Below are 26,077 nucleotides of genomic sequence, written 5' to 3'. Positions count from 1 at the left end.
TTTGCCTAGTGGTGATTTCCGTGATATCCTCTATTACAAGCAGTGTGATTACTTCTTCCGCTACGTGTTTGTTTCATCTGGTAGTTACCTTTGTTTGGACATGGTGTCTGTGTACGATGTTGCTTTTGACAATTTGGGCATAAGGTTTGGTTGTTGTTTTGACACTGTCTATTCTCGTTAGCGCAAGGCTGCTGATTTCTATATTGCGAATCATCATTATTGCTTACTGAACGCGTATTTGTAGTATTTGTGGACACCGTTGTTGGCGTAAGAGGGCTTTTTTGTTTTGGGGTGGCTGTTTTCACAGATGCCTTATTTTGAGATATCGCATGGTGTGTTTCTTTATGCTTTTGTGTATTGTCACAATGTTCATGTGTTTCATAACCATGATGAACACCAAAATGTGGAAAGGTGTCAGCTTTTGCCTTCAATAAAGTTATTGAGAGTATAAGGGTAGCAGCGACTGCAATTACGACGACTGTTTTTTTCTTCTTCATAATAAATTCCTCCTTGTGTACCTTGTACACCTATAACACGATGCTATTTTATAAAACCTTTCAAATTTTTTATTTTTTTTTAAAATAATGCGATTCAGAATGCGAAAAGTTAGGCGAAAAGGTCATACTAATGTATAATAGTAGTTGTTTGGAGGTAGAAATATGAGCCATGATTATATAGATATAAAAGGTGCCCGTGAGAATAATTTAAAAAATATCGATATTAAGGTACCACGCGATAAATTTGTCATTATGACCGGAGTATCCGGTTCAGGAAAAACATCTTTGGCATTTGATACGATTTATGCCGAAGGAAGACGACGTTATGTGGAGTCTTTAAGTGCTTATGCCCGTCAATTTTTAGGCAATAGTGAAAAACCGGATGTAGACTCTATTGAAGGATTATCCCCATCCATTTCCATCGATCAGAAAACGACGAGTAATAATCCGCGATCAACGGTTGGAACCGTAACGGAGATTTATGATTATTTGCGTTTGATGTATGCCCGAATCGGTGTACCATATTGTCCTACGCATAATGAACCTATTACATCTCAGACAATTAAACAGATGGTAGATAAAATCATGGAGCTGGAAGATAAGACACGTTTAACGATTTTATCACCGGCCGTCCATGGTCAAAAAGGAACGCATAAGGATTTATTTGACCATTTACGTAAAGAAGGGTATCTTCGCGTGCGAGTTGATGGTGAAATGAAGCTATTGGAAGATGTCGAGGCATTAGAGAAAAATAAGAAACATAATATTGATGTTGTGATTGATCGTATCGTAAAAGGAAGCGATCGTTCACGGTTGCATGATTCATTAGAAACGGCATTAAAGATGAGTGATGGCTTGGCAATCGTCACGTATAACCATGAAGAAGTCTTGTTTTCCAGTAATTATTCTTGTAAATATTGTGGATTTAACATTCCTAAGCTAGAACCTCGATTGTTTTCTTTCAATGCGCCTTTTGGAGCATGTGATACATGTAAAGGGTTAGGTATTACCCAAAAGGTTGATGTTGAATATCTGATACCGGATCGTACAAAATCCATACGTCAGGGTGGTATCGTTTATTATAAGAATATTGTCAATACGGAAAATCTGGAATGGCAAAAATTTGCGGCTTTATTAAACTATTATGATATCAGTATTGATAAACCAATCAAAGATTTTACCAAAAAAGAATTGGATATTGTCTTGTATGGTTCTAAAGATCTGATCTCTTATAAACTTGAATCACGCAGTGGGAATGTGATGAAAAAAACGGAGTTTATCGAAGGTGTATGTACTTTAATCGAACGACGTTATATGGAAACCAGTTCACAGATGTCACGGGAATGGTATGCGACTTTCTTAGCAGAAGCACCATGTCCGACCTGTGGCGGGCGACGTTTAAATGAACAGGCTTTAAGCGTGCGTGTCGGCGGCATTAATATTTATGAATGGACGACGATGTCAGTGCGTCAGGCAGCTGTCTTTATGGAAGAATTAACACTGACAAAACAGGAAGAAGAAATTGCCAAATTAATTGTAAAAGAAATTCGTGAACGTTTGAGTTTCCTGAATAATGTCGGCTTGGGGTATCTGACCTTAGATCGTTTAGCAGGTACTTTATCCGGTGGAGAAGCACAGCGCATCCGGTTAGCAACGCAGATTGGTTCTCACTTAAGTGGGGTATTATATGTGCTGGATGAGCCTAGTATCGGATTGCATCAGCGTGATAATGATCGTTTGATCAATACGTTAAAGGATATGCGAGATCTTGGAAACTCCTTGATTGTTGTTGAACATGATGAAGATACTATGCGGGCAAGTGATTATATCATCGATATCGGTCCGGGTGCCGGAATTCATGGCGGACAAGTTGTTTCTGCCGGAACACCGGAAGAAGTAATGGCGGATCCTAATTCCATTACCGGTCAGTATTTAAGTGGTAAGATGAAAATTGAAGTACCAAGTGAGCGACGAAAAGGTAATAAGAAAAAGTTAGAGGTCATCGGTGCTTGTGAAAATAACTTGAAAAATGTCGATGTGCAATTTCCTTTAGGAACCTTTATTGTTGTTACCGGAGTCAGTGGCAGTGGGAAATCATCACTAGTGAATGAAGTCTTAAGCAAGGGCATCATGCATGAATTAGGAAGAACGCGTATCAAAGCAGGAAAGCATAAGAAAATCAAAGGTATTAAGAACATTGATAAAATTATTGATATCTCACAGGACCCAATCGGTCGTACACCACGAAGTAATCCAGCGACTTATACCGGAGTCTTTGATGATATTCGTGCCCTGTTTGCACAGACACCGGAAGCAAAGATGCGTGGTTATGATAAGGGACGTTTCTCGTTTAATGTAAAAGGAGGACGTTGTGAGGCATGTCAGGGAGATGGTATCCTACGTATCTCCATGCATTTCTTGCCAGATGTTTATGTACCTTGTGAAGAATGTGGCGGTAAGCGTTATAATGATGAAACTTTACAGGTTACTTATAAGGGAAAAAACATCTATGATGTTTTGGAAATGAGTGTGGAAGAGGCAATTGACTTTTTCGCAAATATGCATAAAATAAAACATAAGCTGCAAACCTTAAAAGATGTCGGTCTTGGCTATATTAAGCTGGGGCAAAGTGCAACTACATTATCCGGCGGAGAGGCACAGCGTGTGAAATTAGCAAGTGAACTACAGCGTAAGGCTACCGGTAAGACATTGTTTGTGTTGGATGAACCAACGACAGGTTTACATAGTCATGATGTTAAACGTTTATTAGAAGTATTACAGCGCATTGTATCCAATGGAGATACTGTTTTGGTTATTGAACATAATCTCGATGTTATCAAATCAGCTGACTATGTGATCGATATTGGTCCGGAAGGCGGAGATGAAGGTGGAACGATCATTGCATGTGGGACGCCGGAAGAAGTTGCACAGGTGGAAAATAGCTATACAGGACAATATCTGAAAAAAGTTCTGTAGGAAAGGATGTCATCATGGAAGAAAAAATCAGCTGCCCGGTACGTCGTTTAGTGGAAGCATTTAACTTTGAACAGATTACCGGAAATGATAAATCATTGGATCGCCCGATTTCCATCGCGGATACAAATCGTCCCGGTCTTGAATTGGCAGGATTTTTTGAAAACAGTCAAGTAAAGCGACTGGTGGTATTAGGCGATAAGGAAATCGCTTATATTCAGACGATGAGCGTCGCAAAACAGCGAAAATCCTTTGACTTTATTACCAATGAAGCAACTCCAGCATTGATTATCACAAAAAATCATGAATGCCCGGAATTATTACGAAAATGTGCAAAGCGAAAGAATTTTCCGATCTTTCGCTCTGCTTCACCGACTTGGCGGTTAATCGTCGATATGGTGGCTTTTCTGGATGAACAACTGGCAACCAGTGAATGTCTGCATGGCGGTTTGTTATCCATTTATGGAAAAGGTGTGCTCATTCGCGGTGAAAGTGGCATGGGAAAAAGTGAGATTGCTTTGGAATTGATCAAACGCGGACATTTATTAGTTGCGGATGATCGTGTGGATTGTTATCGTATTCATAATAAGATTATTGGTAAATCACCGGAATTATTAAGAGACATGCTGGAAATCCGTGGTATTGGTGTAATTAATGTGGCACGCATGTTTGGAGTAAGTTCGGTATTGCCAAAAACAGAAATCAACTTTCAGGTTACTTTAGAACCATGGGATCCTGATCAGGATTATGATCGTGTTGGCATAGAAGATAAAAAACACGAAAACATCCTCGGCGTAGAAATACCGAAAATCGTTGTTCCTGTGCGTGAAGGACGTTCTATGGCAGTGATTATTGAATCTGCCGTGACCAACTTCATGTTGAGTGAAATGGGTATGGACAGCGCAAAAGAATTTGAACAATGCGTTTTAGATTATATTGAACGCAATAAGCAAGAGAACTAGGAGGGGTGTTATGACGTTTTTTCCTGATATGAAAACTTTTATTGCCATAGGTGGGTTTCAGATAACTTGGTATGCCATTATCATTTTGACAGGTGCCTTTGTAGCTTATTATCTGACCTTACGCCAAGTTCGCAAATGGGGCTATAAAGAAGAAATATTTGAAAATTTTTTCCTGCTAATGCTGCCGATTGCCATCGTTGGGGCAAGATTGTATTATGTGATTTTTGAATGGAATAATCTATATGCTGCAGATCCTATTTCCGCTTTTTATATATGGGAAGGTGGATTGGCGATTCATGGTGGAGTAATCGCCGGAACTTTATTTGGTGTCTGGTATTTCCATCGTCATCAGATAGATGGTTTGCGCATTGCAGATGCTATATTTCCTAATTTAATGCTAGCTCAGGCGATTGGTCGTTGGGGTAATTTTATGAATCAAGAAGCCTATGGACAAATTGTCAGTGGTGACTTTTATGCCCATTGGCCTTCCTTTATAAAAGATCAGATGTATATTGACGGATATTATCGTCAGCCAACTTTTTTGTTTGAAAGTGTCGGTAATATCGTCGGCTTCCTTTTGATTACCTTTGTCTATAAAAAATATGGCAGAAGAAAACGTGGTGATCTGGCCTTTGCCTATTTGGCATGGTATGGTATGGTACGCTTCTTTGTGGAAGGAATGAGAACCGACTCTTTAATGCTTGGACCTTTACGTATCGCACAAGTCGTGTCTTTGCTTGGGGTCGTATTAGGTGTCTTAGGTATACTTGGTGTCTTTGATCGCCTGTTTAAAAACATTTGGCCATTTAAGCGCCGTAAGCCTGCTATTATCTTTGATTTAGATGGTACGCTTGTTGATACAAAAGCACTTATTTTTGCTTCTTTTCGCCATACATTTAAAAAGTATCTGCCAGAGCATACCTTAACGGATGAGGAATTGCACTCCTTCTTAGGGCCGACATTAAAAGAATCGTTTTTACGTTATTTTGATGCCGAAAAAGTTGATGAAATCATTGCCTATTATCGTGCGTTTAATCATGCACATCATGATGAATATGTAACGGAAATACCGCATGTGAAAGAAACACTTGCCTATCTGAAGGAACATGATTATCCTTTAGCAGTCATGTCGAATAAGCTGTTGGATATCGTGAAGATGGGGTTAGCGCAATTTGATTTAGAAGCATATTTTGAGGTCATCTTAGGTGGTGAAGAAATCAGCGAGCCCAAACCAAGCCCAGTTGGTATTTTGGAAGCATGTGAAAAACTCCATGTGCCGCACGATGATGTTATTTACATAGGAGATTCTCCGACCGATATACAGGCTTGTAAGAAGATGGCTGCTTATTCCGTCGCATTTGTATATGAAGAGGTAAGAGCAGAAGAGATGAAAGCAGAAAAACCTTGTGCTATAATACATGACATGACAGAGATCATCAATTTGGTAAAGGAGGATCACGAATGGAGCGACGTTACGATTTAGTTATCATCGGGGCTGGCCCTGCGGGAATGAGTGCTGCTATTTATGGAAGCCGTGCCGGCTTACAAGTGGCTATGCTGGAGATGGGAGCCCCCGGAGGTAAGTTAGTAAAGACAAATGAAATCAGTAACTGGCCGGGAACCATAGAAACAAACGGTGCTAAACTGGCTAGTGATATGTTTGAACATTCTACGGCATTCGGTGCAGAATATCTGTATGGAAATGTTATCAAGGTAGAAGATGCAGGAGATTATAAGAAAGTTATCTGTGATGATGGTGAGGTATATGAAGCAAAGGCTGTTATTGTCGCAACCGGAACACAGGAGCGTATGATGAAGATTCCAGGCGAAGCAGAAAATATCGGACGTGGTGTATCCTATTGTGCAGTGTGTGATGGGGCATTTTTCCGCAATCAGGAAGTTTGTGTCATCGGTGGCGGTAATTCGGCTTTAGAAGAGGCAAATTACTTAACGCAATTTGCAAACCGCGTGAATATCATAATTCGTCGAGATGTATTTCGGGCAGACAGTATCGTACAAAAAGCAATTAGAGAGAATCCTAAAATCCATGTCATTCCAAAACACATTCCAATTGCTGTTATAGATGATGGAAATCGAGTGGTTGGATTAAAAGTAAGAAATGTTGATACAGGTATTGAAACAACAATCGAGACACATGGCATTTTCCCATATATTGGTTTAGATCCGGCAACTTCTTTCTTAGCAGATTTGCCTGTACTAAATGAACGTGGTTATATGGTTGTGGACGAGAACTGTGAAACAAAGGTAAAAGGTATTTACGGTGCAGGTGATGTGATTGAAAAACAATTACGTCAGGTTGTAACGGCAACCAATGATGGTGCAATTGCGGCACAGCATGCCTTTCATGTTATAAAAGGTTTATAATGGTAAAGAAGTCATATCCGTAAAAAAGATATGACTTTTCTTATTTAAGACAAGAATATCCTTATTTCAGACATCACCATAAGAATCGCTTTTTTTGTGCTATAGTTTTCTTACAGGAAGAAAGGTGAAACCAAATGTGGAAAAGACAAATAAGTACTTTTACAGTTACCTATATTTTTTATATTCTGTTTTTAATTACAAGATGGCATCTTGTGTTTTATAGAATTTATGGAGAAGTATTAAGTGAACACGAAATTAATATATTTACAGGATTAGATCCAAGTCTTTTCACAAGAGATATTTTGATGTTTCTTTTATTTATATTAATTTTTATCCCACCAATAAAATCATTTGAAATAACGCGTATGACAAGAACACAATATTTCAAAAAATGCCTCCCGGCGCTTGTAGGGTGTTCATTCATTATGGCCTTAACTGCGAATGTGATTAAAACGGTTTTCATGATTGTAAAATTCTATCGTGTAGAAACATTGTTGCATAACTACAAATGCATTGGATGAGATTAGTATTTATCGAATTAGAGATTTATTCAAAAAACTAAGAGATGCGGGATGCATAATTATTATTGCCAGTCACAATAAAGAAGATATTGATTGCCTTTGCGACAAAGTTTTAATTATGAAAAGCGGAGAGTTGAGTGAAAAGCAAGAATAAATATCATTTTCGATAAAGAGCAAATCAGTAAAAGCAGCTGTTACGTGTAATTGATTTTATCCGATTACTAAGAAGGAAACAGCTTCTTTTTTATGATTAGGGAAAGAGGATTCTTTTGTGAGAAAAAGTAGCGAATGTGTGCTCGCTGTGGTAAACTTATAGCGAGGTGATACAGATGAATGAACAGAATGTTGTGTTAATAACCGGGATGTCTGGAGCAGGTAAAACGACTGCCATGGGTATTCTGGAAGATATGGGGTATCACTGTATTGATAATTTCCCTGTACAGTTAATTGCATCACTGGGAAAAATTATCAACACCGAACCGGATCCACGCTATAAAAACATTGCCTTGGCAACAACAGCAATGGATTATCCTAAATTTTTACAGTATTTTGAGAATATCGATGTGAATATTCATATTGTTTTTTTAGATGCCAGCAATGAGAAGTTACTATTGCGCTACAAATTTACAAGACGTCATCATCCCATGATCATCTTTCATAAGGCCAAAACCTTAGAAGAGGCAATTGAATTGGAACGCGATATGTTTGATGCCTTAAGCGAACATGCCATCATGCATATTGATACCACGAAATTGGATCAACATGAATTAAAGAGCATGTTGATGGAAAAGCTGGCGTTAGACAGTCGCCGTGTCTTTTCTATTTCGTTTGTATCCTTTGGCTATAAACACGGAGTTCCTATGGATGCAGATTTAGTTTTTGATGTCAGATTCCTACCAAATCCATATTATATAGAGGAACTGAAGAAACAAACGGGTGATGATGCACCGGTTTATGATTATGTGATGAGTTTTGATCAGACAAAAGAATATGTCCGACATTTAAAAAACTTTTTAGATTTTGTTTTCACACAATATAAAAACCAAAATAAGAGTCACATTATGGTAGCGATCGGTTGTACCGGTGGGCATCATCGTAGTGTGACAATTACCAATTGGCTGTATTCTCATTATCGTGATCAATATACCTGTTATAAATCACACCGTGATAAGAAAGTGGGTTAAACTATGAAAAATGTAGCAGTCATTGGCGGGGGCACTGGGTTATCGGTTATGCTGAGAGGGTTAAAACAGATTCCTGACATTAACCTGAGCGCTATTGTGACCGTCGCAGATGATGGTGGCAGTACAGGTCGTATTCGCAGACAATTTCATATCCCCGCTATGGGGGATATCCGCAGTGTGATGTGTGCTATGGCAGAGGAAGAAACGATGTTTACCTCGCTGATGAATTTTCGCTTTGACGGGGATGACAGTGATGTCGGCGGTCATAATTTAGGCAATCTGATTTTGACTGCTTTAACACAGACAAGCGGTAGTTTTATGGAGGCCATCCGTGCCTTTTCAAAATTCTTAAAAGTGCGTGGAAATATCATACCGAGTTCTTTACAGGTCATTACGCTTTACGCTATTATGGAAGATGGAACGATTGTTCGCGGTGAAAGTAATATCCCTAAGTTTTCCAACCGTATTGAAAAGGTTTTTTATCAAGATGATGTTGAAGCTACTAGAGAAGCTCTACAAGCCATTCATGAAGCGGACATCATTTTCTACGGCATTGGCAGCTTGTATACAAGCATTATGCCTAATTTGATTGTCAATGGTGTGGTGGATGAATTAAAAAGAAATAAAGCAAAAAAGATATATTTCTGTAATGCGATGACACAACCGGGAGAAACAGATCATTTCTCAGTTGAAGATCATATTCGGGCTTTACAGCGTCATTCCTTTGCGGATGCCGTAGATATTGTCATTACGCATAATAATGTTGTCAGCAAAGAATTACTTGATAAATATTTAGCTATGGGAAGTGAACCGGTCAAGGTAAAGGAAGAGCAGCATGATTATGAAATATTATATCGTGATGTCTTAAGTTTTGAAGATCAGCTGATTCGTCATGATTCAGATAAGATTAGAGATGTAATTCAGGAAGTTATAGAAAAAGAGTTAGGATGATGTAGATGTCTTTTACGACGGAAGTTAAATCGGAAATAGCGGCGAATGAGTTGCATCCTTGCTGTATGAAAGCAGAATTGAGCGCTGTTTTACAAATGTGTTCAACGATGAATTTCACTAGTGATGGGGTGCATCTGACAATTAAAACAGAAAATCCCACAACGGCGAAACGTATCTATAAATTGGTGAAAGAACGTTATGATGTAACTACACGACTTTCTGTTATCAAAAAGATGAAACTGAAAAAAAATAATATCTATGTGATACGTGTGGAAAATAAAGCAATGGAAATCTTAAAGGATTTGGAAATATTCACCGAAAAAGGTTTGCAGGCTCATCCATCTAGCCGTATGTTGCGTAAAGAATGCTGTGCCAGAGCATATTTAGCAGGAGCTTTCTTGGCTGGAGGCAGCGTTAATTCACCGAATAAAGCAAATTATCATTTAGAAATTAGTACCAACAATGAAGGGTTGGCAAAGTTTATTCAAAAGCTGATGAACCGCTTTGATTTGCCGGCAAAATATATCAAACGCCGCAATCAAGATGTAATCTATCTAAAGGCTAGTGATAAGATTGGTGATTTTCTTCGTTATATCGGCGCAAGTGATGCAGTCTTTACGTTTGAAGATAGTCGTATTCAACGAGATTTCATGAACTCATTGACACGTTTGGATAATTGTGAGCTGGCAAATGAGATGAAAAGTATGGCAGCGGGAAAAAAACAATTGGAAGATATTCAATGGATTGAAAATTATCGTGGTTTAGAGGCATTGCCTGAAAAGCTTCAGCATGCTGCTTATGCGCGAAAGGAATTACCGGAAGCTAGCCTTTTAGAGCTATGTGATTATTGCGCAGATGTATATGATGAAACCATATCGAAATCGGGCATGAAACATCGCTTGGCAAAATTAAAGGAAATGGCCGACCAGTACCGCAAGGTATAAATTAAATAGAAAAGTGCAGACTAAAAAGGGTGATGATATGAAAATCTTCATGATACTAATAGCTGCACTTTTTCCTTTTCTACATAATACGCCTTATGAAGTACAAATTAGTGACTGCCAAAAAGATCAGATCATAGCAGAGAGTCAAGGAAGTAAATTAAATCTTTCTTTATTTAATATCCATTTAAAAAATGAGAATGCTTGGAAGAAAACCTGTTCTATTTTAATGGAGGCAGATCATGTAACAATGGAAATAGATCCTACGACACAAATTAATGAAAAGTTAAGTGTATATCTGTTTGCGGATGGAACGCTTATACAAGAAGAATTGCTTTCACAGGGTCTTGCTTATATATTAATACGCAATCCTGAATATGTATATGAGGAACAAATGGAGAAAGCAGAAACAAAAACAACACAGACGATGGCAAAACCAACGATAGAAAAAAAACATAAACGTTATCCTTTTCAGGGGCCTATATATCTTGGAATATGTACTCTTTTATGGTTAGGTATGCTGCTCTATTATGGCTTTCATAAAAAAGCGAAAAAGTCGTCTTTACGTCATAAAAATATGATACAATAGAACCTAGAAAGGTGGGAAGCGTGTATGCAGGCATACATTGCACGTACCCCCAATGTTTCGAAAAAGGAGCTGGAAAGACGGCAAAAAGAGTGTAGAGGAGATCAACGACTGCGTATTGAAGCCCGCTTTGGACGCAATGTGCGTTCTTTGAGAAAACAGCGACATTTGACGCAGGAAGAACTGGCAGCCCTCTGCCATGTTCATCAACATTATATTTCCGACATTGAGCGTGGTGTTCGGAATGTGTCGCTGCGGGTAGTGGAAACAATTGCGAGAGCATTGGGTGTACACGAAAAAGACTTATTATAGAAGAAGAGGGAGAAATCCCTCTTTTCATATACAGAACAAAGATTTTATATTATAATGAATCTGTAATATTTTAATGAAAGTGAGGAATATCATGGACATTCTTATCTATATTATCGTAGCTATTTTATTGCTTTATGTATTCTTTATGATTTTACCAATTGTTTTACCGATTATTCTATTCATCGTCTTGGCATTATTTTTCTATATTTTATATATGAAACATAAAATCCAAAAAAACATGGAAAAGTTTGAAGATGATATGGATTCTTATGATCAAGAGGATTTTCAAGACTATCGTAGGTATGACAATCAGCGTAGAACAAGTGATACAGATGATATCATTGATGTTGAATATACAGAAACGGAAGAAAAAGATGATAATGGAGCGTGGTAAGCATGGTAAAGGAAGCTGGAAGAGACGACAAATCTGAGGTTTATGAATTATGGAAACATGCCTATCCAAGTCAAAATCGTAATTATTTAAGCTTCTATTTCCGTCATTTATTTGATGAAGGTGTTTGTTTGGTACAGGAACAGGATCATCGTATTATCTCCAGTCTGCAAATGAATACACACGTCATGCGGTTTCAAGGTAAATTATTGAATATCTCTTATATATTAGGAGTTAGCACATTACCCGATTATCGCCGCCGCGGACATATGCGTGAATTGATGAACAGTGCATTGGATGAGGCGAGTCATAACCATTTAATTACATTGGTGAAAGCATTCAATCCGCGACTATATGAACAATTTGGCTTTCAGGTACTATATGAACGCAAACAATATCTCATTCAAAGGGAATACCTTAATAAGATCATACCACTGCGAGTGGCACATGAGGCTGAAGCAAAAGAGTTGTTAAAGGCGTATCGGCAATTTATCCGTCATTTTGATGGATATTATGAACGAGATGTGGCCTATTATGAAACATTGTTAAAAGAGTTGACTCTGGGAATTAAGCAGTTGGTAACATATCGTGATGCGCATGGAACGCTTTGCGGGTATTTGATTTATCAAATGCAGAAAAATGATCTTGTTGTGAAAGAGGCTGTTTATATGGAGTCGATTGCTTTACAGCGAATGATGAAAGAGATACTTGGTGATCATGAGGCTATTATCGTGGAAGTCAGTCAAAGTGAAAAACTTGAAAAAATCTTTACCTTGGCGATACCTAAACGTTCAGCCTTTATGATGGCCCGCATTAACAGTTATCCATTGTTCAATAAGCTGTTTAATGCCAAAGCAAAAACGCCCAAAGAAGCGTATGCCATTTTAAAAAAGCCATTATGGCTGCATGAGTATTATTAAGGTAGTCAAGTGTAAAACTGGCAGATGCCTAAGCAAAAGATATTTAGAAAGTTAAGGATGAAAATAACATCTTTAGCTTTTTTTGTAATATACCGTATGCTTTAAAAAGATTGTTTTGCGAAATCAAGAAATAAAAAGAGAATTCTTATACATGGCTGAATAGCCGTTTAGAATTCTCTTCTTTCCCAATGAATTTATGCTGTAATCTTTTGATTACAGTTTTTTTTCTTAACCAACGTTGTTTTTCTTGAATAGAAACGCTCTGATTTCAATTATACACATGATAGCAGCGGCAACGGCAATTGCCCAATTCAGATACAGGATGACACCTTCATACCCTTGCTGATATGCATTGATGATTAGCAATACAGATAAAGCGATAAATAAAAAGATTTTGATGACAATTTTTTTCGCATCTAAATTTGCTTCTGATTGTATCGTTCCCATGTGATTAACCGGTTTGAAATTTGGTATCTGTGGCAAAGTCTGCAGGAATTTACGGAATTTGAATTCCATGAGCGCATATGCTGCAATACCTAAGAAAATACACATAATCAAAGGAAGCTCAAACATATATGCAAAGATTGCGGCAATGCCACCGATAAAGAAACGCGAACTATAGGTACGGAATGGTTTGGTTTTATCTGTTAACACATAACCTACATGATTCATACGGTTAAGATATACCGGACGTCCTTTTTCATCATGATATACATTAAGACCGCCTATTTTATTGTCTTCTGCTGACATCGCGGTTTTTCTGCCTTTTATAGCCATTAAAAATCACCTCTAACGCTTATTATATATGGAAACAAGAAGTTCGTCTACCTTAAAAGAAAGAAATACAAAGAAAATAATGCTTTTTAAAGCATCGCATGCCTATTTTCTTATCCCATATCAGAATCCGCTTCTTTCACATTTATTAAGGCTGTCAGCGGATAATTAACGCTATAAAAAAGGCAATATCGAAAATTAGTGAGGTTTTTGCACATTTTAACAACTTTATGCACAGTGCGTTGTTTTTTTTACTATCGTGAGATATAATGAAGTCGTAATGAAAAGGATTTCAAAATTCAGAAAAGGAGCGATGAAACATGATTTTTGGAAAAGACTCAGCACAGTGGGAAAGTTTGAAGGGAACCTTCACTGCAACGGAAATTAACCAGCAGCCGGCAACGTGGAGAAAAACCATCAAACAGATCGAAGACAGCAAAGATGAATTAAAGGCATTTATTGAAAATGTTACAAAGAATGAAGATTATGACATCATTCTGACAGGTGCCGGAACAAGTGAATTTGTTGGTAACTCTATTTATACGTATGTTGCAAGACGTACAAATTACAAAACAAAATCTTATGGAACAACCGATATTGTTGCAACTCCAGAAGCTTATTTATCTCAAGACAAACCAACCCTGTTAGTATCTTATGGAAGAAGTGGTAACTCACCAGAATCTGTAGGTGCTGTTGATGTTGCGGATGAAGTATGCGGTAAGAATGTATATCACTTATTCATCACTTGTAATGCAGAAGGAGCTTTGAGTAAAGCAGCTGCAAAACGTGATAATGCATATGCTATCAATTTAACTCCAGAAACACACGATCAAAGCTTTGCTATGACTAGCAGTTTCTCTAACATGATGTTAGCAACGCTGTTATGCTTCAGCTTGGATAATCTGGATGAAGTAAAAGCAGAATTAGAAGATGTTATCACAGCTGCTGAAAATACTTGCGCAAATGATTGGAATACATTTAAAGAAATCGCTGATGGATTTGATTTCAACCGTATCGTTTACCTTGGAGCAAACTGCTTAAAAGGTATCGCTCAGGAAAGTCAGCTGAAAATGTTGGAACTTACTGCAGGTAAAGTTGCTACAATGTTTGATACGCCAATGGGATTCCGTCATGGACCTAAATCAATCATCAATGATGAAACATTAACAGTTGTTTATGTTAGTGATGATCCATATACTCGCCAGTATGAAGTGGATTTGATCAAAGAAATGAGCGCACAGCGTAAAGGCAATAAAATTGCTGCGATCATGAATAAAGAAGATAAAGAAATCGTTGAATTAGTTGATTATGCATATGCTTGCAACTTGAAAAATGAACATGACAATGCATTCTTAGGATTCAACTACATCGTAGCTGCGCAGATTTTAGCATTATTCAAATCATTAGCATATGGTTCTACTCCAGACAATCCATGTCCTACAGGAGAAGTTAACCGTGTAGTAAAAGGTGTCATCTTGCACCCATATACAAAGAAATAATTGTTGGAGGTAAATAACATGATAGGATTAATCGTAACCGGACACGGAAATTTCGCAACAGGTCTTACTAGCTCTTTGAAATTAATTGCTGGTGATCCACAAAACTATGTAGCTGTTGACTTTCCACAGGAATATTCAGTAGAAGATTTAGAAAGAGAATTAACTAAAGCTTTAGATTCCTTAAAAGATTGTGATGGTATTTTGGTACTTTCTGATCTTGGTGGAGGTTCTCCTTTCAAAACAGCTGTAATGGTTGGATATCCAAGAGGTAATGTTGAAGTGTTAGCTGGTACTAACCTGCCTATGCTGATCGAAGTGAATATGGGCCGCTCTTTCATTGAAGACTTAGGGGCTTTAACAGAAATGGCTATGAACACAGGAAAAGATCAGGTAGTTCGTTATGAATTTAAACCAGTTGTTCAGGAAGAATCTTCAGACGGCATCTAAAAAATCATAATATATAAGAAAACCGCATGCAATGCGGTTTTTTTCATGCTTTAATTGTAAATGGTTTTTGCATAATCTGTTGGTGTAATACCGAATTGTTGTTTGAATTTGCGAGAAAAATAGTGAATTGAGGTAAATCCCAACATACTGGATATCTCACTGATCGTATATACACTCTCTTTGATCAATAGTTTGCTTTTCTTTAATTTTAAATCACTGATATATTGTTTAGGTGCCGTTCCTAAGTTGTTTTTAAATAACGTTTGCAGACTGGAACGTGATATGGAGAAACGATTACAAATTTCTTCAATGGTTAATTGTTCATAAATCGTATCGTTGATATAAATGACAATTTCATTCAGTAATTCATTTTCAAAGCGCTGCTGCATAGGGGTAGATGCTACCGGAGAACTGGATAAGAAATCATATTGGAGGATTTTAATCAATAATTCTTTTATATAACAAATCATCAATTCACTGTCATAAAGCATTTCATTATTAGAAACCTTGATGAAATTATTCAGGGCATTGTGAATATCACGATGAGCGTGATAAACACGATTTGTAATTAAATAAGAATCCGGAATGTCCATATCAAAGAGGATCGTTAAGTAACTGCATGACTGGGCATCTCCTGTTTTTTGTGTGTGAAACTGTCCCGGCGCATATAAAATCAGATCCATTTCGTCTAAACGATATTCTTCATCATCAACGGTTGTTGCTAGTTCTCCATTATCAATAAAAGTGAGTTCCCAATAATTATGTTGTTCACCGGGAAAGGTGTAGCTGGCATTGCGGACCTGATAGTAATAACCAAGAATTTCTTTTACTGAAAAGGTTGGAATGATAGGTTCATAACTGATAGGATTTCCATCATATGTTTTTACATAGGTCTTTTTCGCTTTAAAATCAGTTTCTAATTCAACCTTGGAAGTCTGGGTGATCGTGATGAAATTAAACTTCACACCTTTTTTTATTTTAATAAAGCGGTGGATGACAAAACGTTCAAATTCTTCTGCTTTTTCATCTTTGCTGACTACGAGCATGACGATACCCGATAATACCTTCACATACACATCACTATTATATGTATAATAAGATGTGAATTCTTTATCCTTCAATTTTAATACAGAGTGTGTCATTTTGATGCTTTGACGGCGAGTCAAATCATTTACGATTTCCCCATATTTGTTAAAAATAAAACTAGTTGTTTTGTTAAACATGAGAAGTTCACCTCTTTTATGAATAGTATAGCAAATTTTGCGCATCCAGAAAAGAAATTAATGAGAAAAGAATATGGATAAAAATGTGAGAGAAACTCGCCTGTTTTATGTAAGTGTTTACATTATGTGATAATCGATGAATAAAATGTCATATGTCAATTACTTTTATCACATTTTTTCCCAAAAGTAAGTACGTATGTAAATTTTTGCGAAATGTATGGATATTTCTGATTATTTGCATTAATTAGTAGATGAAAATGGGCGTAATTGCTAAAAAGTGCAAAATCACTAATAAAAAGTGTAAAGAAATCACATCCATTTTGGCATAAAATCTAAGTGAACTGAAAGGGTTTACGTAGCGCATTCACCTCATCATGAAGCGCTGCCGCTAGTTCATGTTTAAACAGATAGAAAGGAGAGAGCAAACATGCCAGATATCGTTTTAACACGAATCGACAACCGTCTGATTCACGGACAGGTTGCAACACAGTGGTGTGGAGTCGTTGGAGCTAACTTATTATTAGTGGCAAACGATGCCGTAGCAGGTGATGAATTCCGTCAGGGTCTGATGAATATGGCTGCACCAGCTTATGCACAGACAAGATACTTCAGTATCGAAAAGACAATCAACATCATCGGTAAAGCTAGCCCACAGCAGCACATCGCTATCATCTGTGAAACTCCACAGGATGTACTAAGATTAGTAGAGGGTGGAGTTCCTATTAAGAAAGTAAACATTGGAAACATGCACATGGCAGAAGGTAAACGTCAGGTTGCTACTTCTGTTGCTGTCAATGATGACGATGTTGCAACTTTCAAAAAACTGCAGGACTTGGGTGTTGAACTGGAAATCAAACGAGTTCCAGATATTGCTGCAGAACCAATTGATAAATTATTTAAATAAGAATTCGCTTAAACAGAAGGGAGATTTATCATGGATATTATTCAAATTATCTTGTTGGCAGTCGTAACCTTTATCTTTGCGATTGACCAATTCTCTCTGACTGAAACACTGTATCGTCCAATTATCTCTTGTACTATTATCGGTGCAATCTTAGGTAATATGGAAATCGGTCTTTTAGTTGGTGGAACGTATGAAATCATGGTTATCGGTAACATGCCAGTTGGTGGAGCTCAGCCACCTAACGTAATCATCGCTGGTGTTGCCGGATGTATCTTAGCTATCAAAGCTAACATGGAAGTTAATGCTGCTTTAGGTACAGCTGTTATCTTCTCAATCTTCGGTCAGTATGTTGTTACGTTAGTATTTACATTCATGGCTGGTCTTATGTCAAAAGCTGATAAAGCAGCTGCAGAAGCAAATCCTAAGGGAATTGCACAGGTTAACTACATTTCAATGGTAATCCTGGGAACACTGTTCGCTGTTATTTCTATCCTGTGCTATGTTGGTGGAACAGCTATGGCTGACACTCTGCAGCAGATTGCTACAGATTACTCTTGGTTTACAGCAGGTTTAACAGCTGCTGGTGGTATGATGAAGTTTGTCGGTTTCGCTATCCTGATGAAGATCATGATGGCAAGCGATCTGTGGGGCTTCCTGCTTGCAGGTTTCGCTTCTGCAATCATCTTAAGCTACATCCCTACAGGCTTTGCATTTAATGCAGAAGCTGGTAGTGTAGCTGCTAGTGGAACAATGAGTGGTGTTGCATTATTATTGCTGGCATTCATTGGTATCTGTATCGCAATTTACGACTTCATGATCAATATTAAGATTAAAGAAAATGCTGGTAGCAATGCAGGAGGTATGAGTGATGGAATCTAATACAATGACAACATATAAAGATCTTACACCTGCTCCTAAAGTTGACAAAAAAACATTAAATAAAATGGTTTGGATGTCTACCATGCTGCAGGCAAGTTTCAACTATGAAAGAATGCAGTCCAGTGGATGGCTGTGGGCTATGTTACCTGGTTTGCAGAAAATTCATACAAATAAAGATGACTTAGCTGCATCTATGACACACAATATGGACTTCATTAATACACACCCTTACTTGGTAACCTTCGTAATGGGTATTGTATTATCAATGGAACAGCAGAAGATGGATATTCAGACAATTCGTTCTGTACGTATCTCTACTGCAGCTCCATTGGGTGGTATCGGTGACGCATTGTTCTGGTATACATTTGTACCTATCGTTGCTGGTGTTACAGCTATCCAGGCACAGAATGGAAATATCTTAGGACCAATTCTGTTCTTCGTTATCGTATTCGGTGCACAGATGGCTTTACGTTTCGCTTTGATGTACTGGTCTTATAACTTAGGTATGTCAGCTGTAGCTTCTTTAACAAAACATGCGAAAGAATTTACACATGCTGCATCTGTTATGGGTATCTTCATCGTTGGTGCTTTGATTTCTAACATGGGTTCTACTTCTTTAGAAATCGTCTTCTCTTCAGGCGGATTAACTACAAATGTACAGGGTCAGTTAGACTCTATCCTGCCTAAAGTAATTCCTTTGGCATTAACTTTAATGTGCTATGCTCTGTTGAAGAAAAAATGGACACCAATCAAATGTATCGTTCTGCTGTTAGTAATCGGTATCGTAGGATGTATGTTTGGTGTATGGGCAACTGGTGGTGCTTATACGGCATTAATTCCAGTTCCTTGGCACGCATAAAATAGTAATATTGCTCTCTCAAACCTTAAAACAGGTACAATTGATATCTGTATGCAGGTCATCCACTTGGGTGACCTGTTTTTTCATTCCTATGTTAATGTAGAGGGAAGATGTTCCTATATGTATTAGGTTATCGTAAGTTATGAAGATGGTTCTGTTTCATTAAAGGTAATAAAAAAACCTTTTGATTTCTTTTGAATCAAAAGGAGGTGTCAAAATGAATTGACTACATTATCACACACAGTTACTATACACTTATAGTTGTGAAATTGTAAATATACGATTCGAAAAAAGTCGAAATATTTGTGATTCATGCTATAATGAAAACAATAAAGTAGAGGTGTTATTATGAGTGCCGCAAGTATCATTATCATAATCTGTGGCGGTGTTGCCTGGTTTACCTATCGGCGCATCAAACAGTTTCCTATCATCGCCATACAGGGAGCATTTCAAAGAGCAGATTACCAGCATGCCTTAGAACTCTTAAATGGCGCTGGTGCTGAGAAATTATTATCCCCCTTGGAAAAAGATCGTTTACTGATGAAAGCTTATTTCATGGCAGGCAAAAAGAACGAATTTCTAGAACAGATTGCAAAGATTGCCCACACACAATATAAAAAAGGAGATCCAGCAAGTGTATTAGAGCCTTGGTATTACCACAGTTTACGATGTAAGCATACGGAGTTTGCGAATGCCTACCAACAAGCATTGCATGCGTGTGCTGATGAACAAACCTTGCAAATAGCAGATCTCGCCTATCAAATATTATTAGAGAACAGTCTGCATGATATTACTGCCCTTGATGAATACATCTGCAAGATACGAAGTGCTGATTTCCATGCCGGTTTATTATATTATTTAAAAGGTAAATTATGCTTTCATGAAAATGCCATCGAAGAAGCATTGCATGCTTTCGATAATGCATTATTTAATTTTGAAACGGCTGAATCTTATCTATTTTATGATGATGCCAAACAGTATATTGATACTTATGGAAATTCCTCCTATTTGCATTATGGAAAAGCTGATGTAGCAATTCATACCGATATTGATATGGTAGAAAGATATCGTATGGTTCCTAAAAAAGATGCAAAATAGTTCTCTTACCACCTACATCAATGGAATAGACGTAGAATTGACGTATCTTACTAAGGTACGTTTTTTCTTTTTGTTTCAACGTATTGAGTTCACTATGCAACATCGTAAGAAAGAACAAAGCTCGTTCTTGGCATGAGAAAAGGCCATTCTTGCGAATGACCTTTAAACTCAATTGTAGATAGAGTTATTAGTTTGAGAGAGCACCATCTACTATTTTAATTTAGATTAAGCAACTACATTCCAAGGTACTGGTACTAATGGTGTGTAATCGCCACCCCAGATACCGAAGATAGCTCCAACGATACCGATAACCAAGAATAAACCGATACATTTTGTAGGAGTCCAGTTTTTCTTCTTGATCAAGAAGTAGCACATCAAAGTGAACAGTAATGGAATTAAGCAAGGCAGGATCTTATCTAAGTATTCCTGAATGTTAATGAATACGTCAACCATAGTTTTTCCGTCTTCAGCAACAGTCTGTCCGTTAGGGATAGAGATACCTAAGTGAGTTCCGCCACCATAGTTAGAAATCAAAGCACCTACAACGAATACACCAAGCAGAGAAGCTGCATGAGTGAATTCTTTTGCATGAGCAGTCATCATAGATACAGCTTTTGTACCTAAGTTATAAGACCAGTACATTAAACCATAACGCAATGCCATTTCAGCACCAAATGCGATGATGAAGTACAGGATTGGTCCCATCATGTTGCCGTCGATTGCCATGTTAGCAGTCATACCAGCAGTGATAGGAATCAGTGTATACCAGAACAATGCGTCACCGATACCACCTAATGGAGCTGCAGTAGAGATACGTACAGAACGGATTGTCTGAATATCCATTTTCTGCTGTTCCATAGAAAGAACCATACCCATAACGAATGTTACTGCGAATGGGTGAGTGTTCAAGAAGTCCATGTTGTGTGTCATGGATGCAGCTAAATCATCTTTGTTTGTATGAATTTTCTGCAAACCTGGTAACATAGCCCACAGCCATCCAGCTGATTGCATTCTTTCATAGTTGAAAGCTGCCTGCAGCTGCATAGAGCGCCATACCATTTTATTTAATGTTTTGTTATCGACTCTGGCAGCAGGGGTAGTGTCTTTATAAGTTGTCATAGCATTAGATTCCATCACTCATACCTCCCATTCCGCTTCCAGCGTTTTCTTTAATTTTTGATGTTGTTAAGAAGTCATTCAATGCAATAGCGATACCGATGAATGCAACTAAGATCAGAGCAGCTGATGAAGTTGCAGGAATGTTTCCAAGGATCAATGCGAATGCGAAACCTGCAAGCAGGTAGCCCCACAAATCGTTAGAAAGCATAATTTTCAGCAGGATTGCGAAACCAACGAAACGCATCATACCACCGGCAGCACCTAAACCACCCATGAACCAGCTAGCGTTCTTAGAGATTTCAGTCAATGTATCTGACATACCAACTCCAGCACTATAAGCAACGATTGCGATTAATGCAAACAATCCGCCTAAACCAGCCATAGAGATGTTCAATACAGCAGTAATTCCTTTAGGATTAGCTTCAGCAGCAGCTTTGTCAGCTTTAGCCATTAATCCAGACATGATAGTGAACATTACAGTTACTACATACTGTCCGAAAGTAGCGAAGATCATACAAGCACCTAATGCAGCGTTTGTATCCATGTGTGCCTTAACCGCGAAGATCATAGCAACAACGCTACCTAATACGGCGTTAGGTGGCTGAGCTCCACCAACTGGCATGTTACCGATCATCATCAACTCGTAAGTACCACCGATAATAAGACCCATGTTTACATCTCCAAGGATCAGACCGATGATAGGACAAGCGATAATTGGACGGTATACGATTTCTGTTAATGAGAACTGGTCAATTGCAAAGATGAACGTTACAATGGCCAGCAGTACACATTCAATAATATTGAAGTCCATAAGTTTCTCCTTCCATTATTTAATTTTTCATTAAATAACACTTTTGTAATAAATTCTTGTTAAATTATTATTTAAGTAATTTATGAATGAGGTATAAAAAGTAAAAAATGGCTTGAAATTAAGGGATATTATGATTTTTATAGACTTGTGAAAGTGTTAGCTACGTGTTAGTAACGCTATAAGAAAGCGTTGCTTTCATGTGCATAACATAGTAAGGTTAATATGTAAAGGGAATAAGTATAAGAAGGTGTTGAAGATGAGCGGTAACTATGGCATCAAAAAGGCGAATGGCATGGGGAGTGTCTATCGCCTGCAAGGAAACCGACGAAAACCATGGGTCGCTTGTGTAACCATTTCATTGCGTCACAGCAATGATGCTGGTTATAAACAAAAGCGCAAGATCATTGGGTATTACGAAACACAGGAGATGGCGGAATTTTCACTTTGGAACTATAACAAGAATCCGGTATTATTTGAGGAAATTCAAAAGCTTGGGACAATTACGTTTGAAACGATTTATCAGGAATGGTCAAGTATGAAGTTTCGCTGTATCTCACAAAATGCCATCAATGGCTATAAGGCAGCGTATGCCAAATGTGAACCCATCTGGCATTGCAAGTTATCAGAGTTAAAGACCATTCACTTTCAGCGGATCATGGATGAAAGTGAATTATCTGTAGCTAGTGATCTGAAATTAAAATCACTGATGGTTTTAGTATGCGAATATGCCGTACAAAACGATATCATAAACAAGAATTATGCAAAATATGTCACGATCAATAAGAAAGAACGGCCACCGGAAATTCATAAGCCGTTTAGTGAAAAAGAGATTGAGGTATTGTTTGCACATGATAATATACCGTTTGTGGATACGATTCTGATTATGATCTACACGGGATTTCGGGTCAGCGAATTGTTTCAGATCAAGACCAAAGATGTTGATTTACAGAATTTGACAATCCGCGGTGGGAATAAAACGGAAGCCGGTAAAAATCGTGTCGTACCAATTCATGAGCGAATCCAGGATTATGTATTAAACTATTACAATATGGGAAATGAATATCTAATTTGTGATTTAGAAACAGGGGCGAAGATCAATTACCATGCCTATCGTAACAATTACTTCGATAAGATCATGAATATGCTGGATATGAATCATTTGCCTCATGATTGTCGCCATACCTTTGCGACAAGGCTGTCAAACTTTGGTGCGAATGCGACAAGTATCAAGCGCTTGATTGGTCATACCTCCTATGCGACAACAGAAAAAATCTATACGCATAAGGATATTGGTCAATTGCGAAGGGCTATTTTCTCCTTAAAATAATGTTAGCTACATGTTAGCTATCCAACAAAAACGACTCTCTTTAATGAGAGCCGTTTTCTATGACGGTATCAATTAAGCCATAAGCCTTTGCGCTTATCGCATCCATATAATAATCACGGTCACAATCTTTCTTAATGGTGGCAATAGGTTGTCCACACTGACTGCTTAAAATATGATATAAGCGTTGTTTCAATTGATTGATATGTTGTGCGGCGATTTCCATATCCTTTGCCTGCCCTTGCATACCGCCAAGCGGCTGATGAATCATAATTTCAGCATTTTGTAAGGCACTGCGTTTTCCTTTTTCACCTGCACATAGTAAAACTGCTGCCATACTGGCACACATGCCCATGCCAATTGTGGCAATTTCACAGGAAATATACTTCATCACATCATAAATGGCTAAACCGGCACTGACACTTCCTCCGGGTGAATTGATATACATTTGAATCGGATCTTTACTGATACTTGCCAAATATAACAGCTGCGCACAAATACTGCTGCTCATGGCATCATCAATTTCCCCTGTTAATATGATAATACGCTCTTTTAATAAGCAAGAATATAAGTCATATACACGCTCACTTGCGGCATTGCGTTCAATGATGGTAGGAACGATCACCATAACATCACTCCAATCTGTCTGTATATAAGTATGCGCGAAGCAAAAGGTTTAATACTTTTTCCTTATACTTTCTTAAATCCATATGGAAATGTAAAACGTTGCAGAAGGAAATGTGCTACAATAAACAAAAGGAGAAAAGCGGGTATGAAGAAAATAGGGATGTGTTTTTTAAGTTTGTTATTGTTGTGTGGCTGTCAACAGCATAGTACAAAACAAAAGCAGGTAAAGCAAAAGGATACCATCGTTTTGGGATATGTGAACAGTGATGGATATATGAAAGTGAAGCAAAAGGGGAAATATGGCTTTATGAATAAGCAAAAACAAGTGATGATTCCTTGTGAATATGATTTGATAACACAGGAAAAAGACGTGTATATTGCGCAAAAAGATGGCAAGTATGGCGTGATTGATAAACAGAATCAAATCTTGTTGCCTGTGGAATATGAACGTATTCTCTATGCTTATGATAGTGGATATTTCTTTGCTCGGAAACAGGAAAAGACGATGGTGTTTGATAAGGATGGCCAGAAACATAAAACGATAGATGCACGTTTGGTGAAACAATCATTCCACGATCCGATTGTATGGATGGAGCAGGGGAATAAAAGTGCCATCTTTGATACGAAGGGTAATCAAAAAACAAAGTTCCTGTATGATAAGATAAAGCGTTTTCCGGATATTCAAACCTATGCGAAACATGCGTATACGATAGGGTATAAGAATGGATTGGCCGCTATCTTGAATGAAGAAGGAAAACCATGCAGTGCATTTGTGTATGAGCAGCTGCGTCCTTTGAATTACGGTTCTTTCAATGATAAATTTAGTGGGTATTATCAGGCAGTGCGTGATGGGAAAAGTGGCATCATCAATACACGTGGAGATGTCGTTGTGCAGTTTCTATATGATGCCTGTGATAAGGATGCGGATGGAAATCTCTTTCATGCTTTCGATTATATAGAGGGTGTCGGCTTTCAAGTGGTGAAGGATGGTCATTATGGCATCCTAACATTACAAGGAAAGACCTTAATTCCTTGTGTTGCACGTGTGCAAAAGGATGCTTCTATGAAGGTTATCGGAACCGATGAAAAAGGCTTTTGGGTGGATAAAGAAGATACGACAGCGTATTTTACTAAGGAAGGCAAAGCATATTTGGAAGTGAAAGGTCATGGAGATGGTTTTCAAAATGGGTATGCCATTGTGCGTGAGGCAGGGCTTAGCCGGGTGATCAATGAAAAAGGGGAAACGCTAAAGCAGGGGAAGGCGCATGATGAAATGTCACGCGTTGGCAGGCTGTTTCAGCATTGTACACATGCGGTATGTACGCTGTACGATATGAAGGGAGAAAAGGTGCTGCAAGGAGGTGTGGATGAAAGCTTTGTGTATTTGGATGGTGAACCGGAAGGGGTACTGGTGAAGGAATCGCCTTTGACGGAAGGAATGCATACAACATCTACCGTGTATGATTTGCAAGGCAAGAAGCGAACACAGTTTGCGGGCATTAGCAGTGGATCTATGTATGGAGTCTTATATAAAAATCATTTTGCTTTCTTTACACGCCAGGGTTATGGCAAAACAGGAAAGATGGGATTGCTGAGCATGGATGGCAAGCATGAAATCACACCACGTTATGCTGCGATTGGAGAACAGGATGATTATTATATCGGACGTTATGCGGATGGGCGCAGTGAATTGATTGAGAAAGATACATTGGCTATCATTTTGCAGATGGATAAGGATGTAGAACTTTCTTTGACGTAGACGATATATTTACGAATAGTTGTATTTAACGATGTATGGAAATGAAAAAACACAAGTTTTTATGTGCATATCCACTTGTCCATTTCCATGTTTTCAAGGTTAGCGAAGAATGTAAAGGCTTGCAGAAATGG

The 26,077-nt window shown here is 38.0% G+C and carries 25 protein-coding genes; 19 read left to right on the top strand and 6 right to left on the bottom strand.

Annotation, left to right across the window (positions count from 1 at the left end; all coding sequences use genetic code 11):
• Positions 1-5: 5 nt before the first annotated feature.
• Complete coding sequence (locus tag KJS44_RS13340; RefSeq protein WP_008690568.1) at positions 6-497, bottom strand: hypothetical protein; 492 nt, start codon at positions 495-497, stop codon at positions 6-8.
• A 162-nt stretch (positions 498-659) separates the two neighbouring features.
• Here KJS44_RS13340 and uvrA point away from each other — a divergent pair, with 162 nt between their 5' ends.
• The 11 genes from uvrA to KJS44_RS13285 all read left to right on the top strand — a co-directional run bounded on the left by uvrA (position 660) and on the right by KJS44_RS13285 (position 12,623).
• Positions 660-3,473: an excinuclease ABC subunit UvrA gene (uvrA, locus tag KJS44_RS13335; protein WP_008690569.1), complete on the top strand. Its 2,814-nt coding sequence runs from the start codon at positions 660-662 to the stop codon at positions 3,471-3,473.
• A gap of 14 nt (positions 3,474-3,487) precedes the next feature.
• Positions 3,488-4,432 (top strand): HPr(Ser) kinase/phosphatase, encoded by a 945-nt coding sequence (hprK, locus tag KJS44_RS13330; RefSeq protein WP_213540140.1) that lies wholly within the window; start codon positions 3,488-3,490, stop codon positions 4,430-4,432.
• 10 nt (positions 4,433-4,442) lie between these two features.
• Entirely contained in the window at positions 4,443-5,915 is a 1,473-nt protein-coding gene (gene lgt, locus KJS44_RS13325) for a prolipoprotein diacylglyceryl transferase (RefSeq protein WP_008690572.1), read from the top strand.
• Positions 5,894-6,817 (top strand): thioredoxin-disulfide reductase, encoded by a 924-nt coding sequence (gene trxB, locus KJS44_RS13320; RefSeq protein WP_008690574.1) that lies wholly within the window; start codon positions 5,894-5,896, stop codon positions 6,815-6,817. Before lgt ends, trxB begins: the two co-directional genes overlap by 22 nt.
• A gap of 850 nt (positions 6,818-7,667) precedes the next feature.
• Entirely contained in the window at positions 7,668-8,522 is an 855-nt protein-coding gene (gene rapZ, locus KJS44_RS13315) for an RNase adapter RapZ (RefSeq protein ID WP_008690580.1), read from the top strand.
• 3 nt (positions 8,523-8,525) lie between these two features.
• Positions 8,526-9,473: a gluconeogenesis factor YvcK family protein gene (locus KJS44_RS13310; protein ID WP_008690583.1), complete on the top strand. Its 948-nt coding sequence runs from the start codon at positions 8,526-8,528 to the stop codon at positions 9,471-9,473.
• Between the two features lie 5 nt (positions 9,474-9,478).
• Positions 9,479-10,417 carry a DNA-binding protein WhiA gene (gene whiA / locus KJS44_RS13305; RefSeq protein WP_008690584.1) on the top strand — a complete coding sequence of 313 codons (939 nt, stop codon included), beginning with the start codon at positions 9,479-9,481 and terminating at the stop codon, positions 10,415-10,417.
• 37 nt (positions 10,418-10,454) lie between these two features.
• Complete coding sequence (locus tag KJS44_RS13300) at positions 10,455-11,003, top strand: thermonuclease (protein ID WP_008690586.1); 549 nt, start codon at positions 10,455-10,457, stop codon at positions 11,001-11,003.
• Between the two features lie 24 nt (positions 11,004-11,027).
• Positions 11,028-11,312 (top strand): helix-turn-helix domain-containing protein, encoded by a 285-nt coding sequence (locus KJS44_RS13295; RefSeq protein ID WP_008690588.1) that lies wholly within the window; start codon positions 11,028-11,030, stop codon positions 11,310-11,312.
• 91 nt (positions 11,313-11,403) lie between these two features.
• The gene (locus tag KJS44_RS13290; RefSeq protein ID WP_008690591.1) at positions 11,404-11,706 is read left to right on the top strand and encodes an AI-2E family transporter; all 303 of its coding nucleotides are present in this window, start codon (positions 11,404-11,406) and stop codon (positions 11,704-11,706) included.
• 2 nt (positions 11,707-11,708) lie between these two features.
• Positions 11,709-12,623, top strand: coding sequence for a GNAT family N-acetyltransferase (locus KJS44_RS13285; protein WP_008690592.1), 915 nt, complete (start codon positions 11,709-11,711; stop codon positions 12,621-12,623).
• 228 nt (positions 12,624-12,851) lie between these two features.
• On the opposite strand, the gene KJS44_RS13280 is transcribed toward KJS44_RS13285, so the two are convergent.
• The gene (locus KJS44_RS13280; RefSeq protein WP_008690593.1) at positions 12,852-13,400 is read right to left on the bottom strand and encodes a hypothetical protein; all 549 of its coding nucleotides are present in this window, start codon (positions 13,398-13,400) and stop codon (positions 12,852-12,854) included.
• A gap of 317 nt (positions 13,401-13,717) precedes the next feature.
• Between KJS44_RS13280 and KJS44_RS13275 the strand changes: the two genes are divergently transcribed.
• Both KJS44_RS13275 and agaF read left to right on the top strand, forming a co-directional pair.
• Positions 13,718-14,896 (top strand): SIS domain-containing protein, encoded by a 1,179-nt coding sequence (locus KJS44_RS13275; protein ID WP_008690594.1) that lies wholly within the window; start codon positions 13,718-13,720, stop codon positions 14,894-14,896.
• Positions 14,897-14,914: 18 nt separating this feature from the next.
• On the top strand, positions 14,915-15,343 hold the full coding sequence (gene agaF, locus KJS44_RS13270) for a PTS galactosamine/N-acetylgalactosamine transporter subunit IIA (RefSeq protein ID WP_008690595.1): 429 nt from the start codon (positions 14,915-14,917) through the stop codon (positions 15,341-15,343).
• Positions 15,344-15,393: 50 nt separating this feature from the next.
• On the opposite strand, the gene KJS44_RS13265 is transcribed toward agaF, so the two are convergent.
• Positions 15,394-16,566 carry an AraC family transcriptional regulator gene (locus KJS44_RS13265; RefSeq protein WP_008690596.1) on the bottom strand — a complete coding sequence of 391 codons (1,173 nt, stop codon included), beginning with the start codon at positions 16,564-16,566 and terminating at the stop codon, positions 15,394-15,396.
• Positions 16,567-16,993: 427 nt separating this feature from the next.
• On the opposite strand from KJS44_RS13265, the gene agaB reads away from it, so the two are divergent.
• The 4 genes from agaB to KJS44_RS13245 all read left to right on the top strand — a co-directional run bounded on the left by agaB (position 16,994) and on the right by KJS44_RS13245 (position 20,306).
• On the top strand, positions 16,994-17,470 hold the full coding sequence (agaB, locus tag KJS44_RS13260; RefSeq protein ID WP_008690597.1) for a PTS galactosamine transporter subunit IIB: 477 nt from the start codon (positions 16,994-16,996) through the stop codon (positions 17,468-17,470).
• Positions 17,471-17,500: 30 nt separating this feature from the next.
• Positions 17,501-18,349, top strand: a complete 849-nt coding sequence (locus KJS44_RS13255; protein ID WP_008690598.1) for a PTS mannose/fructose/sorbose/N-acetylgalactosamine transporter subunit IIC — start codon at positions 17,501-17,503, stop codon at positions 18,347-18,349.
• Complete coding sequence (locus KJS44_RS13250; RefSeq protein WP_008690600.1) at positions 18,339-19,208, top strand: PTS system mannose/fructose/sorbose family transporter subunit IID; 870 nt, start codon at positions 18,339-18,341, stop codon at positions 19,206-19,208. Before KJS44_RS13255 ends, KJS44_RS13250 begins: the two co-directional genes overlap by 11 nt.
• A 348-nt stretch (positions 19,209-19,556) precedes the next feature.
• Positions 19,557-20,306 carry a hypothetical protein gene (locus tag KJS44_RS13245; RefSeq protein ID WP_008690603.1) on the top strand — a complete coding sequence of 250 codons (750 nt, stop codon included), beginning with the start codon at positions 19,557-19,559 and terminating at the stop codon, positions 20,304-20,306.
• 225 nt (positions 20,307-20,531) lie between these two features.
• Here KJS44_RS13245 and KJS44_RS13240 read toward each other — a convergent pair whose 3' ends face one another.
• Together KJS44_RS13240 and KJS44_RS13235 are read right to left on the bottom strand one after the other, a co-directional pair.
• Positions 20,532-21,440 carry a PTS system mannose/fructose/sorbose family transporter subunit IID gene (locus tag KJS44_RS13240; protein ID WP_008690606.1) on the bottom strand — a complete coding sequence of 303 codons (909 nt, stop codon included), beginning with the start codon at positions 21,438-21,440 and terminating at the stop codon, positions 20,532-20,534.
• The gene (locus KJS44_RS13235; RefSeq protein ID WP_008690607.1) at positions 21,430-22,236 is read right to left on the bottom strand and encodes a PTS sugar transporter subunit IIC; all 807 of its coding nucleotides are present in this window, start codon (positions 22,234-22,236) and stop codon (positions 21,430-21,432) included. The genes KJS44_RS13240 and KJS44_RS13235 overlap by 11 nt, the downstream gene beginning before the upstream one ends.
• 256 nt (positions 22,237-22,492) lie before the next feature.
• Here KJS44_RS13235 and KJS44_RS13230 point away from each other — a divergent pair, with 256 nt between their 5' ends.
• Positions 22,493-23,563 carry a tyrosine-type recombinase/integrase gene (locus tag KJS44_RS13230; RefSeq protein ID WP_008690608.1) on the top strand — a complete coding sequence of 357 codons (1,071 nt, stop codon included), beginning with the start codon at positions 22,493-22,495 and terminating at the stop codon, positions 23,561-23,563.
• A 40-nt stretch (positions 23,564-23,603) separates the two neighbouring features.
• On the opposite strand, the gene KJS44_RS13225 is transcribed toward KJS44_RS13230, so the two are convergent.
• The gene (locus tag KJS44_RS13225; RefSeq protein WP_008690609.1) at positions 23,604-24,188 is read right to left on the bottom strand and encodes an ATP-dependent Clp protease proteolytic subunit; all 585 of its coding nucleotides are present in this window, start codon (positions 24,186-24,188) and stop codon (positions 23,604-23,606) included.
• 144 nt (positions 24,189-24,332) lie between these two features.
• On the opposite strand from KJS44_RS13225, the gene KJS44_RS13220 reads away from it, so the two are divergent.
• Entirely contained in the window at positions 24,333-25,946 is a 1,614-nt protein-coding gene (locus KJS44_RS13220; protein WP_008690610.1) for a WG repeat-containing protein, read from the top strand.
• The last annotated feature ends 131 nt before the right edge of the window (positions 25,947-26,077 follow it).

It is taken from the genome of Longicatena caecimuris (assembly GCF_018406465.1).
Taxonomy (GTDB): Bacteria; Bacillota_I; Bacilli_A; order Erysipelotrichales; family Erysipelotrichaceae; genus Longicatena; species Longicatena caecimuris.
Note: the sequence above shows the minus strand (reverse complement) of the source record. Positions and strands in the feature narration are given on the sequence as shown.